This window comes from Sphingobium sp. JAI105 (assembly GCF_015752145.1).
GTDB classification, from domain to species: domain Bacteria; phylum Pseudomonadota; class Alphaproteobacteria; order Sphingomonadales; family Sphingomonadaceae; genus Sphingobium; species Sphingobium xenophagum.
Genome location: NZ_JADOUC010000001.1, coordinates 2326271 through 2342521 on the forward strand (window position 1 = coordinate 2326271; position 16251 = coordinate 2342521).

The 16251-nt window shown below is 60.7% G+C and carries 12 protein-coding genes; 6 read left to right on the plus strand and 6 right to left on the minus strand.

Annotated features, from left to right (window positions below):
- Positions 1–79 precede the first annotated feature (79 nt).
- The 3 genes from IWY39_RS11160 to IWY39_RS11170 all read left to right on the plus strand — a co-directional run bounded on the left by IWY39_RS11160 (position 80) and on the right by IWY39_RS11170 (position 5357).
- Complete coding sequence (locus IWY39_RS11160; protein WP_331274475.1) at positions 80–1510, plus strand: PAS domain S-box protein; 1431 nt, start codon at positions 80–82, stop codon at positions 1508–1510.
- 485 nt (positions 1511–1995) lie between these two features.
- Positions 1996–4071: a ParB/RepB/Spo0J family partition protein gene (locus IWY39_RS11165; protein ID WP_196871495.1), complete on the plus strand. Its 2076-nt coding sequence runs from the start codon at positions 1996–1998 to the stop codon at positions 4069–4071.
- Positions 4072–4230: 159 nt separating this feature from the next.
- A protein-coding gene (locus tag IWY39_RS11170) for an IS3 family transposase (RefSeq protein ID WP_196871496.1) occupies positions 4231–5357 on the plus strand; the annotation gives its coding sequence in 2 pieces (ribosomal slippage) (positions 4231–4462 and positions 4462–5357; 1128 coding nt in all).
- A gap of 26 nt (positions 5358–5383) precedes the next feature.
- On the opposite strand, the gene IWY39_RS11175 is transcribed toward IWY39_RS11170, so the two are convergent.
- From IWY39_RS11175 to IWY39_RS11185, 3 genes are all read right to left on the minus strand, one after another.
- Positions 5384–5893, minus strand: a complete 510-nt coding sequence (locus IWY39_RS11175; RefSeq protein ID WP_196871497.1) for an IS110 family transposase — start codon at positions 5891–5893, stop codon at positions 5384–5386.
- A 569-nt stretch (positions 5894–6462) separates the two neighbouring features.
- A complete protein-coding gene (locus tag IWY39_RS11180) occupies positions 6463–8931 on the minus strand; it encodes an HD domain-containing protein (protein WP_331274483.1) in 2469 nt (822 codons plus the stop codon).
- A gap of 12 nt (positions 8932–8943) precedes the next feature.
- Positions 8944–9351, minus strand: a complete 408-nt coding sequence (locus IWY39_RS11185; RefSeq protein ID WP_196871499.1) for a hypothetical protein — start codon at positions 9349–9351, stop codon at positions 8944–8946.
- Positions 9352–9453: 102 nt separating this feature from the next.
- Here IWY39_RS11185 and IWY39_RS11190 point away from each other — a divergent pair, with 102 nt between their 5' ends.
- From IWY39_RS11190 to IWY39_RS11200, 3 genes are all read left to right on the plus strand, one after another.
- A complete protein-coding gene (locus IWY39_RS11190) occupies positions 9454–9879 on the plus strand; it encodes a hypothetical protein (RefSeq protein WP_196871500.1) in 426 nt (141 codons plus the stop codon).
- A 170-nt stretch (positions 9880–10049) separates the two neighbouring features.
- Positions 10050–11366: an AAA family ATPase gene (locus IWY39_RS11195; RefSeq protein WP_196871501.1), complete on the plus strand. Its 1317-nt coding sequence runs from the start codon at positions 10050–10052 to the stop codon at positions 11364–11366.
- A 9-nt stretch (positions 11367–11375) separates the two neighbouring features.
- Positions 11376–12218 (plus strand): hypothetical protein, encoded by an 843-nt coding sequence (locus IWY39_RS11200; RefSeq protein WP_196871502.1) that lies wholly within the window; start codon positions 11376–11378, stop codon positions 12216–12218.
- Between the two features lie 15 nt (positions 12219–12233).
- On the opposite strand, the gene IWY39_RS11205 is transcribed toward IWY39_RS11200, so the two are convergent.
- The 3 genes from IWY39_RS11205 to IWY39_RS11215 form a co-directional block, all read right to left on the minus strand.
- Positions 12234–13445, minus strand: coding sequence for a DUF2235 domain-containing protein (locus IWY39_RS11205; RefSeq protein ID WP_196871503.1), 1212 nt, complete (start codon positions 13443–13445; stop codon positions 12234–12236).
- A gap of 142 nt (positions 13446–13587) precedes the next feature.
- Positions 13588–14565, minus strand: a complete 978-nt coding sequence (locus IWY39_RS11210) for a hypothetical protein (protein ID WP_196871504.1) — start codon at positions 14563–14565, stop codon at positions 13588–13590.
- Between the two features lie 39 nt (positions 14566–14604).
- Entirely contained in the window at positions 14605–16161 is a 1557-nt protein-coding gene (locus IWY39_RS11215; RefSeq protein WP_107124878.1) for an ISL3 family transposase, read from the minus strand.
- Positions 16162–16251: the final 90 nt, after the last annotated feature.

Below are 16251 nucleotides of genomic sequence, written 5' to 3' on the forward strand. Positions count from 1 at the left end.
GACTTTCCAGACAATTGAGTCCAATATTAAATGGCCGACACGGATCGGCGGCGCCTTGGAATAGCCGGTCAGGGATGGTGTGAGCAATCAGCAGGGCACCGACCTCTTCGCCAGCCAATATGTGGGAAAACATTTGATCGGCGATGAGCTCAACGAACGGGAGATCTTGGACGCCCTGGCAGCGGCCATTTACGTCACCGACGCCGCCGGCCGTATTACCTACTATAACGATGCTGCTGCTGCCTTATGGGGACATCGGCCGCAACTGGGAGAGGCTCAATGGTGTGGATCCTGGAGGCTCTTCTGGCCCGATGGCAGCCCGCTCCCCCACGATGAATGTCCCATGGCTGTGACCCTTAGAGAGGGCCGCCCTGTTCGAGGCATTGAGGCCATCGCCGAGCGCCCCGACGGAACCCGGGTCCCCTTCATGCCCTACCCGACGCCCCTGCGTGACGCGTCCGGCCGCGTTGTCGGCGCCGTCAACATGCTGGTCGACACAACCGATCGCCGGGATACCGAACGAGCGGCCCAACAGCTGAGTGCGATCGTCGAATCCGCCGAGGACGCCATCGTCGCTAAAGATCTTGATGGCGTCATCACCAGCTGGAACGCTGGCGCCCAACGACTGTTCGGCTATACGGCCGACGAGGCTATCGGCAAGCCCGTCACCCTGCTCATCCCCGCCGATCGGCTCGACGAGGAGCCTGAAATCCTGCGTCGCATCCGCGCCGGCGAGCGCGTTGAGCATTTCGACACTATTCGCCGCCGAAAGGATGGAAGCCTCGTCGAGATCAGCCTCACCATCTCACCGATCCGCAACGTCGTCGGCCAGATCGTGGGCGCATCGAAGGTGGCGCGCGACATTACCGAGCGCCGACAGGCTCAGGAGCAGCAACAATTGCTGCTCAGAGAGATGGATCACCGGGTCAAGAATCTTTTCTCCGTCGCCAGCAGCGTCGTGGCGCTAAGCGCCCGTTCCACTGGCACGGCCCGCGAATTGGCTTCTGCGGTGCAGGAGCGGTTGTCCGCTCTGGCGCGCGCGCACGCTCTGACCCTATCGACGATCTCAGATGCCGACAAGACGGCCGACCGCGCGACCACTCTTCACGCATTGATCGGCGCTATCTCTGCACCTTACGCGGATCCCGCAGGTGAAGGGGCCGCCCGGATTACTATCACCGGTCCTGACCTGCCAATCTCGGGTCGCGCGATGACCGGCCTTGCACTGCTGCTGCATGAGTTTGCGACCAATGCCGCGAAATATGGCGCGCTCTCCACAGCTGCGGGTCAGATCGAAGTGGACTGCTCCGAGGACGAGGACCTGTTCCACATTCGATGGTCAGAAAGCGGCGGTCCTCTCATTCGCCACGAACCGACGAACGAAGGTTTCGGTAGCCAACTCGCGCGGCTGACGGTGACCAGCCAACTGGGCGGCGAACTCTCTAAGGAGTGGTTGCCAGAGGGCTTGGTTATAGAGCTGTCGCTGTGTCGGGAACGGATGAACCGCTAAGTAGGCAACTCGTGGCGATCCGTGGTGGCCAGGCCGCCAACCATCCTCCACGCCGTGGACGCCTTCGGGACGCACCAGGTAATTCGGGCGAGAATATCCTGCGGCGCGCACCCGCTGACGCTGTGCCCACTATATCCGCGCCCATATCCTGACAAGTTTTGGCACAGCCTGCCCCGCAACGCCCCGCTCGACGTGTCACGTTGTGTCGTAAATCCGCGCCCGCGGATTTGCGTTTTCCCTTAACTGCGGAGATCGGGCCAGGGCGTTTGCCGGCCCGATCGCGTCGCTTGTAGCTCTCCCTGTCGTGGGGGTGGGCGACGCTTCCCTTTAGGCCCGCCGCGCCGGGCCGCAACGCGCGCAGGCGCGCTTACCTCCTCTGCGTTCCGGCCCTGCGGGTGCTGCCCGGCTCGGCCGGCGGGCCTGCCGGTCCGCTCCGTCGCCGCCCACCCCATTCCGGGGTGAGTGCGGTTTGAAGGAGAAGTGTGATGAACGCTGTTACCGAAACCGTAGCCGCCGACGCTGTCTCGGGCGTCGAGATTTTCGTGCCGCTCGCCAAGCTCAAGAAGTCCCCGCGCAACGCCCGCAAGGTGTCGCATGGGGAAGCCGCTATCGAGGCGCTGGCCGCTTCGATCCAGCATAAGGGGCTGATCCAGAACCTTGTCGTGGAGCCGGAGGTCAAGGAGGACGGGACGCCGACCGGCTATTACCTCGTCACCGCTGGCGAGGGCCGCAGGCTGGCGATGCTGCTGCGCGCCAAGCGCAAGCAGATCAGAAAGTCCGAGCCCGTGCGCTGCTGGCTGGATACGCAGAACGATCCGGCCGAGATCAGCCTTGACGAGAATGTCACCCGGACCCCGATGCACCCCGCCGACCAGTTCGAGCGGTTCCGCGAGCTTGCGGACGGCAAGGGCTGGGGCGCGGAGGAGATCGGCGCGCGGTTCGGCGTGTCGGCTGGCGTGGTGAAGCAGCGGCTTCGCTTGGGCGCCGTCAGTCCGAAGCTGTTGCAGGTCTATCGCGAGGATGGCCTGACCTTGGACCAGCTTATGGCCTTCGCCATCACCGAGGACCACGCCCGGCAGGAGCAGGTGTTCGAGAACCTGCATCATAATCGCGAGCCGTGGATCATCCGGCGCGACATGACCGCCGCCAACGTGCCTGCCGCCGACCGGCGCGCGGTGTTCGTCGGGGCCGACTCCTATATCGAGGCGGGCGGCACCATCATCCGTGACCTGTTCAGCGAGGACCGGGGCGGGTTCTTCGAGGATGCGGGTTTGCTCGACATGCTCGCCATCGAGAAGCTGCGCGAGATCGCCGGGACCGTGCAGGCCGAGGGTTGGAAATGGGCCGAGGCTCATATCGACTACCCCCACGCCCACGGGATGCGGCGCTTCTATCCGCAGACCATCGCCCTGTCAGACGAGGACGAGACCCGGTTGGAAGCGCTGTCCACCGAGCATGACGAGCTGACCGAGGGCTATTCGTCCTATGACGAGATGCCCGAGGACGTGGCGGTGAAGCTAGAGGTGGTATCCGACGAGATCGACGCCATTTCGGCCAAGCGTTACGCCTACGATGCCAATGTGATCGCGCATGGCGGCGCGTTCGTCGTGCTTCACCATGACGGCACAGTCAGGATAGAGCGCGGTTTCGTCCGGGCCGAGGACGAGGCGCTGGCCGATCCGCAGCCCGAGGATGAGGGCGAAACCATCTACCCGGAGGCCGTGGAGGGCGAGCAGGCCGAGGGCGGCGACGAGGACGTGCAGGAGATCGAGGAAGAGGACGAGGAACCGGGCAAGCCGATTTCCGACAGCCTCACCCGCGACCTGTCCGCTTATCGGACGTTGGCCTTGCGCGTGGCGCTTGGCGAGCGGCCCGATCTGGCGCTGATCACCTTGACCCACACGCTCACGGCGCAGTTGTTCTACAGCTACACCGAGGCCGGTTGCCTTGAGGTTCGTCCGACCGTGACGCAGCTAGGCAGCCATGCGGACGGGATCGAGGACACCCCGCTGACCGCTAAGGCGAACGAGGCATGTGAGGCGTGGGCCGAGCAGATGCCGCGCGACGTGGCGGACCTGTGGGGCTTCATCGTCGGGCTGGACGATGAGCAGCGGCTGGCGCTGCTGGCGCATTGCACGTCCCGCACCGTCAACGCCCTGCGTCTGCCGTGGGACCGCAAGCCCCGCTCGCTGCAAACGGCGGACAGGCTGGCGACTGCGCTGGCGCTGGACGTGGCGAAGGACTGGACGCCCACCGTGGACAGCTACCTTGGCCGCGTCACCAAGGCGCATATCGTCGAGGCCGTGACCGAAGGCGTGTCGGAGGACGCCGCCCGCCGTATCGCGGACATGAAGAAGCCGGATATGGCGCAAGCCGCCGAGCAGCTTCTCGCCGGGACCGGCTGGTTGCCCGCGATCCTGCGGACGCCGGAACCGGAGGCGGATCAGCCCGCCACCGTCGAGGCCGATGATGTTGGGACCGTGGAGCAGCCGTCCGATGCGGAGGCCCCCGATACCCGAGCGGAGGACGGCGAAGCGTCTTACGCCGTCGCAGCCGAATAGCGGCATTGGGCCGGGGCCGCGTGAGCGGTCCCGGCCATTCTTGCAGCCTCAAAATCGCGGCCGCGCCCCAATCGGGCGCGGCCGCTGGCTGTAGTGGACTTGTAACGGTTTTGTGCCGGTCACTTGAGAGTTTAAGGCTCATTCAAGGAGACCGACGATATGATCAAGCATAGTGAAGAGTTCAAACAGGAGGCGGTACGCATTGCGCTGACCAGCGGGTTGCCGCGCGAACGGGTCGCGTCGGATTTGGGGGTCGGCAAGTCGACGCTGAACAAATGGGTGTCGCATTATCGTCCGTCTGACCTGGTGGCAGCGCCGCAGGCAGATCTGGCGCGAGAGAATGAACGGCTTCGCCTTGAGAACCGTGTGCTCCGGGAGGAGAGGGAAATCCTAAAAAAGGCCACGCAGTTCTTCGCGAGCCAAAGGCCGTGAGGTTCGCCTTTGTGCACAGCTGGCGGCATCGCTGGCCGGTGGAGTTGATGTGCCGTGTCCTGCAGGTGAGCGAGCGCGGCTATCGTTCCTGGCGTTCGCGTCCCATCAGCCATCGGGAGCGGACGGACATGAGGGTGCTGGCCCATATCCGGGAACAATATAGCCTGAGCCTTGGCAGCTACGGCCGTCCGAGAATGACGATGGAGTTGAAGGAAGCCGGGCTCGACGTTGGTGAGCGCCGGGTCGGCCGCCTCATGCGGATCAACGGGATCAAGCCGGTCCGCACGCGCAAGCACAAGGTTACGACGGACAGCCACCATCGCCTGGGCGTAGCGGCGAACTGGTTGGATGGAGATTTCGCCGCCGATGCCCCCAACCGCAAGTGGGCGGGCGACATCACCTATGTCTGGACACAGGAGGGCTGGCTCTATCTTGCCGTCATCCTCGATCTGCACAGTCGTCGTGTCGTTGGCTGGGCGGTCAGCGACAGGATGAAAAAGGACCTGGCGATCCGGGCGCTGGATATGGCGGTGCGGTTGCGTCAGCCGCCCGAGGGCTGCATTTTCCACTCCGATCGCGGCAGTCAATATTGCTCCTACGCCTATCAAAAGAAGCTGCAGGCCTATGGCCTGCGTCCATCGATGAGTGGCAAGGGCAATTGTTACGACAACTCTGCGGTCGAGACCTTCTTCAAATCACTGAAGGCGGAACTCATCTGGCGGCAGCGCTGGCCAAACCGGCGGCAAGCTGAAGCTGCCATATTCCAGTACATCAACGGCTTCTACAATTCCCGGCGGCGCCATTCATATCTGGGTGGCATCAGTCCGCTCGCCTTTGAGGCCAAGGTGGCGTAATGAGATAGGTGACCGGCGCAAAACCGTTACAAGTCCAAATCGCTGTTAAGCTCATCAAGAATGTCCGCAATCCGGCAGAGCTGATTTATGCCTTGGGGGACTACATGACCATATTCGTAGAGCGCCGCCCTTAAAGCATTGACCAGTTCCGTGCGTTGATGAACCAGCCGTTCTCTTCCGCGAAACAGAATCGCCCTGCCTTGCTGCTCTTCCGACTTCGGGTCAACAAAACGCATCTCCGGTCGTTGAGCCGCAATCACGATGGCTTCAGCGTCAGCGGCATCATTTTTCTGGCGCTTCACGAACGGCTTAACATAGTGCGGTGCGATAAGTTTGACCTCGTGGCCAAGCCGGATCATTTCCCGGGCCCAATAATGCGCACTGCCACATGCTTCCATCACGATCACCGCCGTCGGTTGCGCTGCCATAAATGCGGCGAAGGCTGAACGCGGAATCTTTTTCCGAAACTTGGGCTGGCCTGTCATTGACGCTGCATGAAGCTGAAACACGGACTTTGCCAAGTCCACGCCGATCATTGTATCCTTTGACACGATTGCCGTCCTTTCCGCTCAGTGGTCCTAATTCCACTATCCTGGCACATCTCAATGCCGTCTGGGGAGGGCGGCAACCACCCCATCTCATTTGACTGCTCGATGTCCATGCTCACGCCTCCTCAAAGGCCGCGAGCTTTCCTATTCCGGTGCCGGCAACAAGGCCGCCTTCCGTCGGCGCTTACGGTCGTTCGGGCGCGGCCGGGGGTTGGGACTTTAAGTCGGCGGTTGGGGACACTGGGGACTGTCCGGAATCGGGGATGAAGTGGGAAAAGCGGGCATCGAACTGGTGAGAGGCTGATCGGCGGCTTCGCGCCGTCGAGACAGATATATGCACCGTACCTCTTAGCTCCCGAAAGCAGAGATTTGACTCAAACTTGTCAAGCTTGGGGTCGGCTGTTCGAATCGCCTGGTCGGCGCCAGTCTTTACTTTTTTGTCAGAGCCTTACGGCCCTGTCGGCATGACTGTTGGCGGGCCTACCATGGGCCTTGGCCAAAGAGTGAAGTTGTGACACGCTGCGGAAAGCCCGTCCGACGATCCAACGTTTGAGATCTTAGCCTTGCTCCTGAGACGGCAGCTTCGCACCGAAGGGGAGGTCGATGCGGATCTCCACGCGATTGTCATTGTCATCTGAAATTGCCTTCACAATGACAGCTTTCGTTTTCGCCGGCACCGGTCCCTTGACCGTCATGCGTCTGGCCGCCGCCACGACCACCAGTTGCGACGAGAGTGCCAGGCCATATCGCCGCCCTTGAGCCCCGGCCCCCTTGCCGACCTTGTCGGGATTTGCCGCCGTGCCATGATACTTGTTTTCGATTAGGACCTGCCGTTCAACGAGCAAATCGAGCTCGCCCCCGGCGACTTCGGTCCCTTCATCGACCTGCAAAGTAACCCGCAGATGTTCTGCGAGCAATTTTTGCAGTTCGGCCTCATTGGCCAATTCCGATGTTGTGCGTGGGCCAGCATACCATCCATCGACAAAACGCCAGAGGGACTCCAGCGTCTTGGTAAGCGCGTCACGGCCGGCGGCCATGAGGCCACCTTTGAGATGGCGGTTCAGTTGGCCAGCCATTCGAGATGCGAAATCCGGGTCTTCAGCCAGCCACGTATCAGGCACGGCGAGATCCTCCGCTCGGACGCGCAGGAGCGAATGTCGATCCGAAGTCAGCAGCGCGGATGTATCGGCGTCGATGAGACCGGCGGCAATCAGCCCGTTCAGCCAGGCAGCATCGATCGTTTGTCCTGCCTTGATATAGGCATCTGCATCCTTGGCCATGACGATGCCAAAGTGCCTCAAAAAGGCGATGCGGCTCGCAAGCGCGACGATTGGGAGCACCGCTCTGGCGCAGAATACATACCCCGTCCGCTTTTGCAGATCGTAGGCGTCGGCCCATTTCTGAGGATTGAAGGAAAATTCCGGCAGCTTGAGCGAACCATCAGGATAGCGCGCGAGGATCCGGATTGCCCCCGCTTTGCGCCCGGGCAGATCCACGATGATCTGCTCCGGTCCGGTCTCTTCCAAAGCCCGCGCCATCACCTCCATCTCGGCACGGTCGATGTCGGCGGATGACAAGACTTCCGTGATATCGCGGGCGAGCGCGTAGATTTCCGCGCCGAGTTCATAGCGTGCGTGCAGGCCGTCGAGCCGCTTTACTACTTCTTTCCACTGCGCGTGCCGGTTGGCGTCGGCATTCTCCGCTCCCAAACCTGGCGGTGCGGCGATAAATCGACCGCGGAATGCGAACGCACGATGCAGCAAGTCGCGCTCGAGGATGCCTTTCGCAAGAGCCGAAGCCGGTGCTGAGGAAAGATTTAGCTTGGGATGGGTGACCTCGCCGGCAACGAGCCGAAGGAATGTATCATCTCCGACCGACAGAAATATCTCGGCGAGATCGAACCGCCGACCGCGGTCGCGTTCCGCGACCAGCAGCATGCGCTGCGCCATCGCTTCGGCGGCCCTGACTTTGTGATGATGATACAGACGATCATAGAGGAATGTTCGCCCGATCAGCATTTGCTCGAACGAACCATAGCCGGATGCCGCGATCCCCACCTGATGGACGACATTGTTTTTCGCCGCCGCAATACGCTTCCGCATGGAATCGTCGGCGCTCTCCAGGTTGCTGTCCCGAATCTGTAGGATCTCGAGCTTCGACAAGAGGCGCTCGGTATCGAAGCCAATTTCTAGGCCCGAATGGTGCGCGTCACGCTGCAGAAAATCGAGCCGGTCGGCGTCCACTTGGCCCGAAATAACAGTCGAGAGATGAGTGACGCCCGGTCCGGCAACACCTCCGATGATGCAGGCGATAATGCGTTCCTGCACCTGGACTGCATCCAGGTTCCCGAGCCGAAAGGCGCCAGAACGCAGTAGCTCCGTAACCGGCTCGGACGTTACGATCATGACCGCGATCACTTCCGACGTCGCCGGGCGACTATTAAGGCTGTAGCGGCCCGACAGGAGAAGGCTTGCACCCTGCAGTTCTCGCCGCCATTCGCCTCCGTCCTGCACGACACCATCGAGAGGGGAGGTCAACTCCAGCACAGGTTCGAGTGCGTGGCTGAACGGGCCGTGGCCAAGGTCGTGGAACATCGCGGCGAGGCGCAGCGTCGCCCGCTCATCCTCATCCACTCCGGGAATCATTTCGCCATTCTGGCTTCGCTTGAACTCGCCATTGCGACGCGCGACCTGGCGTTCCAACGCATCCGCCATCCTGTCGACAGCGCCGACCACACCCATGATGTGCTCCAGCCTGTCATGCGACGCGCCGGGAAAGACAAGCTGTGCCAGTCCGAGCTGGCGCACGCCGCGCATGCGCTGCAGCATACGAGAATCGAGAAGCGCCACCTCGCGCGGATGTAGCTCGATCGTGCCCCAGATCGGATCGTTGAGCTGCTTCGGTCGGAACCGCTGTGGGGCCTCGTCGAGACTCGCGCGCAAGGTTCCCAGCCACTCCTCGCAAAGGCTGTCGATCTGTTCGGCAAGGGAAGGCGATGCGTCACGTAGTGCGCTTCGAATAGGCACATCTGCCAAAAATCAGGCCTCCGCCAGAACCTCCTCGGCCGGCTCGTGCGCCCGAAATACAGCGTCGCGCAATCGACCCCCAATCTCCGCCGCCTCGGCTGTCGACAGGTCGTAGGAAAGCACAGTTTGGCGCGCTTCCTCATTGTCGAGCGTAACGATCGTGGACAGATAGGTCGGGTTCGGCTCGCTCGTCAGCATCGCTTCCTGGGCGGCGAGCAAGATATCCGGCAGCTCCAGACAGCGCAGACCGACGCCGGTAACCGAAAAGGTCAGCCCGTCGGTAAGCGCCGACGGCAGATTGTCCAGTTCGTCGCTGAGCGCCCGGTCGAGAATGCCATGAGAAGTGGGCATGCGCTCATCCTGGGCGCCCAGCTTCCAGATAGCCGCCAGAAGTTCGGCACGTTCGTAACGGTTGGCCATAGCTCCCTCCATCTGGCATATCTCGCAACTTGGGGTTAACACCAAGTTTAAACGGGCTCAACCCCAACTGAGTTCCGTCTACCGCATTTCCATGGGCCGCCAATGAACTTCACCCACGCCCAAATCCTCGAACTGACAGGGATGACGCAGGAACGCCTGCGCCATTGGCGCCGCGAAATTCCTGGCTTGAAAACGCGAGCATCGCGTCGAGGCATCGTGACCTTCGAGGAGGTAGCCCTACTCGCGGTTTTAAGCCGCGCGACCGACGAAATTGGCTTACCCGTCTCACTCATTGCGGCTCATTATGAAGACCTCTTAGATATTTTCCGGGAAAACCAATCTGTCGGTGAGCCTGACTTCGTGCTCTGGCTCAGCATCGACTCGGCAACCGTATCACCGATCACCGCGCCGCCCGAGTTCGAAATCGCCGCCGTGGTTCGGCTCGCGCCCGTCATCGAACAGCTCTACAGCAGTGTCCATCACACGGGCACAAGGCAACTGGCTTTGTCGCTTGGAACCAGCGCTTAGCCGGCGACCACGCTCTAACGCGTTGATTGAGGACGCTGACTGAAAGAGGGTGATGCCCCAGTCGTTGGCGCTCTGAAGTACCTGTGCGTGCTCAGATTGGCGCCAGGCCATGTGCGACCTATCAATCCTCCTCTCTAGCGTTTCCTGGGCGCTGCGTTTAGACTTGAACGATGTTCCTCCGCCATCTCGCCGTCACCAATTTGCGCTCGATTCGCGAACTCGACATGAGTTTTGTCAGTGGTGACCAGAAGGCTCGTAAATGGACCTACCTCCTCGGCGAGAATGGCACCGGGAAAAGCTCGATTCTGCGCTGTCTGGCGCTCGCCCTGGCGGGAAGCGATGCCGCCTCCGAGCTCGTGGGGGAACCCGATAGTTGGATAAAACTTGGCCGGGACGAAGCGCAGATCCGGGTCGAATTTGCCAACATCGAAGGCCAGATGCGCCAATCGGCGTTGATCCTCCGCCGCGGCATGAGCGCGCTCGACTTCGTCGATCACAATCGCTCTCACCTCCAGCAAATCGATGCTGCCGTGGCCAAAGCCGACCGCAACTATTTTGTTGTCGGGTATGGCGTGACCCGCCGCCCACAGGGCTCGCGGCACTCTTTCGGTGAGGCGACCTCGCTCTTTCGATCACCGCGCGCACGATCGGTCGCCACGCTGTTCAGTTCCGAAGTCACCCTGATCTCGCTTGAGCAATGGGCGATGGATCTCGAATATCGGCGCGGGCGTTCAGGCCTTTCCGCCGTACGCAAGGCGCTTGACACCTTGCTGCCTGACGTGAAGTTCGAAGGCATCGACCGCGAGCGACGTCGACTCATGTTCAAAACGCAGGATGGAAGTCTGCCGCTCAACGCGTTGTCAGACGGCTATCAGGCCATGGCCGCGTGGTGCGGTGATTTGCTGTGGCAAATCACCGAGACGTTCGGCGACTACAAGGAACCGCTCAATGCGCGAGGGCTCCTGTTGATCGACGAGGTCGATATTCACCTCCATCCCTTGTGGCAGCGTCGGCTGATGTCTTTCCTTCAGGAAACATTGCCCAACGTCCAGATTGTCGCAACGACGCATTCGCCTCTAACCGTTCACCAAGCCGGGGAAGGAGAGCTCTTCGTCCTCAAGCGCGGTGACGAAGGCGCGACGATTCAGCCCTATGAAGGCGCTCCAAACCGTCTCCTGTTGCCCGAGCTTATTCAAAGTCCGCTATTCGGGTTGAGGTCGCTCGATTCTCCTCAGGTGCAAGACATGCGCGAAGAGCTTCGGCAACTCCAGGCGGGGTCCGCAAGCCGGCGACCCGCGCAGAAGGCCGCGCGAATGCGAGAGATTGAGCGCGAGCTGAAGGTCGCCTCAAACTGGAGTGACGTCCCGCCCTATCTACAGCGGACCAATCGTCTGCTCGAGAAGCTTGCCGACAAGATGATCCCGGAAGTGGAAGGCCGCGAAGCCCTAGAGGCAATCACCCAAGCCTCGAATCCAGAAAACGGTTAGAGTCCTCCCGTGATCCGCCTGAAGCGTCGCCGAACTGCGGCCCATGTGCCGAAAAGCTTCCAGCCGCCGAAGCTCACGGTTACAGCGGGCAAGCTTGCTGAAATCTATTACGCTGGCCTTCTGTCCGGCAAAATGGAGTTTTCGGGCAGTGCCTGGAAGCCAGCAAAGGGCAGGCTCAAGGAAGACGCGGGTGGCAAATGCGCATATTGTGAAGCTTCGACTGCCATCGTCGCCCATGGCGATGTGGAGCATTTTCGACCCAAATCAGTCTATTGGTGGCTCGCCTTCGCTTTCGACAACTATCTGTTTAGCTGCCAGATTTGCAATCAAAGCTACAAGGGAGATCGCTTTCCCATCAGCGGACCACTCGCCGGCGCCCCGGCGATGCCGCCCGCACCTCCTGTCGGCCAGGATCTTGATGATCTCCTCGAAGCGCTCATCCTTGATGCGACGGCGGTGGATGATGATCATCTGAAAGCAATCTGGGACGATGAGCTTGCCGACTTGCCCCATCCCTATCTGGAGGACCCCGAGCCATTGTTCCGATACGAAGCGGATGACGGCAATCAGGAAATCTGGCTGAGATCGGCCGGCGGCGAGCGCGCCGATCGCGCGCTGAGCGCCGTCGAGACAGTGCTTGGGCTCAACCGTGAGGAATTGCGTCGGCAGCGATACAACGACTACCGCACCTTCGCTCTGCTCCGCACGATGACGCTCACGCCCCTTGATCCTGCCACACGTCAGCAGGTCGTCAACGAGTTGCGAATCCAACAGGGACGATCCCAGCCTTTTGCGGGGATGAAGCGGTTTTTTGCAAAGAGCTGGACGCTGCCCGGGCCGTATTCGGCCTGAGGCTAGGCGGCGTCGCTACGACATTTTCTCGCCCAAGACTTGGGTGTCGACCACGCGCAACTTGCCATGTGGCGGCAAATTCATCGGCGTGTAGTCGCCCGCATCGCACCGGACCTGCACCGATCGATGGATGACCGCGTCATCGGGCACCGGACGCGGCTCTCCCGCAGGTAGATAATAGCCCAGCAAGTCGCGGCGTTCAGGCCATTCCTTCATTCGGGCGCGCTTGGGGATCCATTCAGGAATCCACCAGCCACCTGCCGGCTGCTGGTGGATCGGTCCCATGGCGTCGGCCGGGCAGTGAACGAGTTCCCCGTTCGTACGCCTCTGGCCGTGACAAATGCGGTTCAGAGTCGCGGTGTCAAAGCGCAGTGCTGCGGAATGCGCTTCGCCAGCCATCCATAAGAGGGAATGCTTGGCAAGGCCGCTTTCCGGCTCCGGATGACCTCCGCCAACATCCCCATGCCCACCGGCAAACCAGACCTCCAGCGCATCCTGCGCCACAGTCGACGAAGCAAATGGGTCCGGTTCATAAGGGCCAGCCCTCCACCCGCTCAAACGAAACATCCGTCGTCGTTCATCAATTGCCATCGCGTGGCGTACGATTGCGACGGAAGGGTTGGCGCGGGTGTACGGAAGGTGAGTAAGTCCGAGACCGATGCGATCCTTGAGCGGCGCGATCATCGACCCCACCGTATCCCATAGACCGAGAAAATGAATTGGCGCGCGCCGAGTTTCCAGCGATCGGGCAAAACGCCAACCTACCGCTAGGTCGTCTTCATCTGCCGACTGCTTGTAGGCCTTTAGCGCGAACTCCGCGATGTTGGTTTGCTCGGCGCGCAGCAAACCAACGAGATGGATCAGCCCGGCTACCACGCGCGCTGTATATGCGCCTCGGCTGAACCCGAAGATGCTGATGCGGTCGCCAGGTAGATAGCGCTCGCAGAGGAAGCGATAAGCGTCGGTCACATGGGCGTCGAGGCCATGCCCTGTCGCTTGAGCCAAAAGCGCTTTGGCCCTGTCGGAGCGCCGCTTCCATAAATTGAGGATACCAGTGGTGCCGATTCCTGGGTCATAATAAACGAGTTGCGTGTCGTCTTTGTCGAGGGCACGGAACAACCGCACGACATTGGTGGCGGCAGGCCCGGGCTCGTTGCTGGTGCCGTCGCAGCAAAGCACGAGATTACGTGGCCCGCGAAAAGCTGCTGGCCGTGGACTTTTCGTCATTCTCCACTCCTCATGCGATCTTTGTCAAAGCCAGCCTGCTGGCACGCAATAAGCGCGCAAGATCAGATTCAATCAATGCGTATCCAGCGAAGATCGCCACCGGCGCTCCGTTCAGCTCATGTGTTCGTAGCCAGTCGATTGTTCAGTTCGGCAAAGAGATAGTGGTGATCGCGCGTACTTCGGCGAGCAAGAGAGGGGAAAGCCCCAGCGCCTCCAGCGGTCGGGTACGCAGCCACTGAAGTGCACCGGCGGTGTCGAGGTCCTTACGCGCGGACATTTCGTTCAGCTTCATGGCGGTGACTCGCGACAAACCGAGCGAGATAAAGCTGATCATCGTTTTGTCGGACGCGCCAATCTCCAGGTAGAGCGGCAACGACGGAATGCTTGAGACCATGTCGACCAGTCCGGCGCTGTCGAGGGCGTAAACAAGAAGAGCGCTATAGCAACCAAACAAGCGGACGGCTTGGAATCGGATATCGCCCTCGATCAAATCCAGGGTGTTTCTGATCGTTGTCCGAACAGGCTTCGTCGTATTTCGCGAAATTTGTTCGTCGATGATCTGAGGAAGCGGCAGGCCGAGCATCCAGCGTCGCGCGATCAGCGCGTGGAACCGATGCAGATTCTTAGAGGTGTCGATGCCGAGAATGATCTCATGGCAAAGCTCCAGGACATCCGCATAGGACTGAAAAGCTTCACTTTCCCGAGGGTGCAGAGGGATGAGGGTGCGAGCGACGTCGGGCCCCTGAGCCACTTTGGCTCTTATCCGGTCGTAGAGCCGCTGTTGTTTGTGCGCTGATATGTTGGGAGTCCGGCGGATAACCGCTGCCGGGAGGGTGAGTTTTTCACTAGCGGCGGCGAGGGCGGCCTCCAGCAGACCCGACTGAGCGTCACCTGCAGCGACACCTGCTCGTTCGAACGTTTGGCTGAGGTCACCGCCTTTGAAATCGGTGTACAGGCGGACGAAGGTCGTCTCGAGATCGGTTTCATCACTGCGACCAGCGCTCGGCGTGCCGGCAATGACAGTCATGAGCTGATCGTGATGTTCATTCAGGCTCGTTTCGATCGCCGGGATGATGATCGCATTGTTGATTGCTGCTGAGAAGTGACCCGGGGTTTTCATCGAGAAGTGGCTCTGACTCACATTTGCTGATGGGCCGGCTCATGGCGCGCCCACCAGTCGGGCCTGAAGAAGATCGAGTTTTGCGCGGCCATACATCTGTCGCTTGATGAGTTTGAGGCGTGTAATCTGCCCTTCGGTCTGACCGTTCGACCATGGCGAGACGATTGCGTTTCGTACGGCCGGAAGGTCCTTTTCGACGCCATTGACGAATGACCCGATAAGGCTGCCCTTTGCCGTCTCGATCCACTCATCGAGCTTTGCCGCCGACTTTGATCGGATCATGGATTGAAAGTCGCCGATCGCCTTGCGCGCTACTACCAATTCAGGGACGTTTTCCTCGATTACCGCCACCAGGATCGCTTCGGATTTGGCAAGCCCATCCCACGCCGAAGTCATTAGGCGCGCAAGAACGCGCGCCGAGGGTGTGCGGGCGAGGCCACTTTGATTGGCCTTTTCGGCGAGACGCCGGCGTTGAGCCCATTGTGAGACGACACCGCTTTGACCCACAAAACCTTCCGCGCGCATCTCGCGCCAGAGCGCCAGGGCATTGCGGGTGCCGTTATCCCATCGGTCATTCAGCCATGGCAGCCAACTGTCCAGGAAGCTGGGGCGGGAGCGGAATACGTCCATTCGCTGCCCGCGCAGAACATCGCGAACGAGCTTTCGGCTATGGCCGGTCTGCCGAACAATCTGCCGGATGGACGTACCATTTTTTGCCAGTTCCCGGACCGCGTCGTTGGTCTCCTGCCGGCGTAGATAGCCTTCATATTGCAGCTTTTCGGCATAAGTGAGCAGCTTGGGATCGACGACAGTGCTTCCGACCGCCTGCCTTATCTGCCGCATGGACTTGTTGACGGCATCCAGAAACGCTCGGCTCGAGTTCTCCATGAGATGCCAACGATCGGCAACTTGCTCGGCATCAGGCAGCCCTCTGGCGATCGCTTCACCATAGCCACCGCCCCGGTCGCGGGCGACAATCGATATCGATGGGCGCTTGGCAAGCCAGGCACGGGACGTCTCCAGAGCGCGGTCCGGCAATAGTGTGACCGGCGTCCGGCGCTCCAGATCGCAGACGATCGTCCCGTAGGTTTGGCCCCGCCGGAAGGCAAAATCATCAATGCCGATGACATGCAGTTCATCATTCTGTTCACTGACGCGCCGACGGACCACTCGCAACAAGGTGTCCTTGCTTACCGGCATCATGAGGCGGTGGGCAAAAGCGGCCCCAGGCCTGCCACCGAGCGCCAGCCCAAGGTGGTGGACTATTGTTTCAAGCCGCTGAGTGCGCCGAGCATAGCGAGCCAAAACGCCGTCATCAAACTGTTCACAAAAAATGCGTCGCCCGCAAACGACAGTGTCGCACCAAAAGCGACGCGTCAGGATCTTCAGAACGACGCGGCGGCCACCAAGGGGAAGATCCGACGGTCGACGCACATATCGGCTTTGAACCCTTCGACCTGGTCGCCCACAGTCAGGGCAAACCCCAAAAATACATCGTGAGCGTAGCAGGATTTGGACATCTTCCCCGACACTCTGCACTGAGACAACTACAAAGCCTTCGGGTGCAAGGCTCGCGCGCTGAAATCGACCGTGCATGGCAGATACTCCCGATAGAAGCAGCGGGAGCATACTCTCAACAGCAGCAAAAGTGAGTCAGAGCCACTTCTCAGTGGAAATTACTGGCTT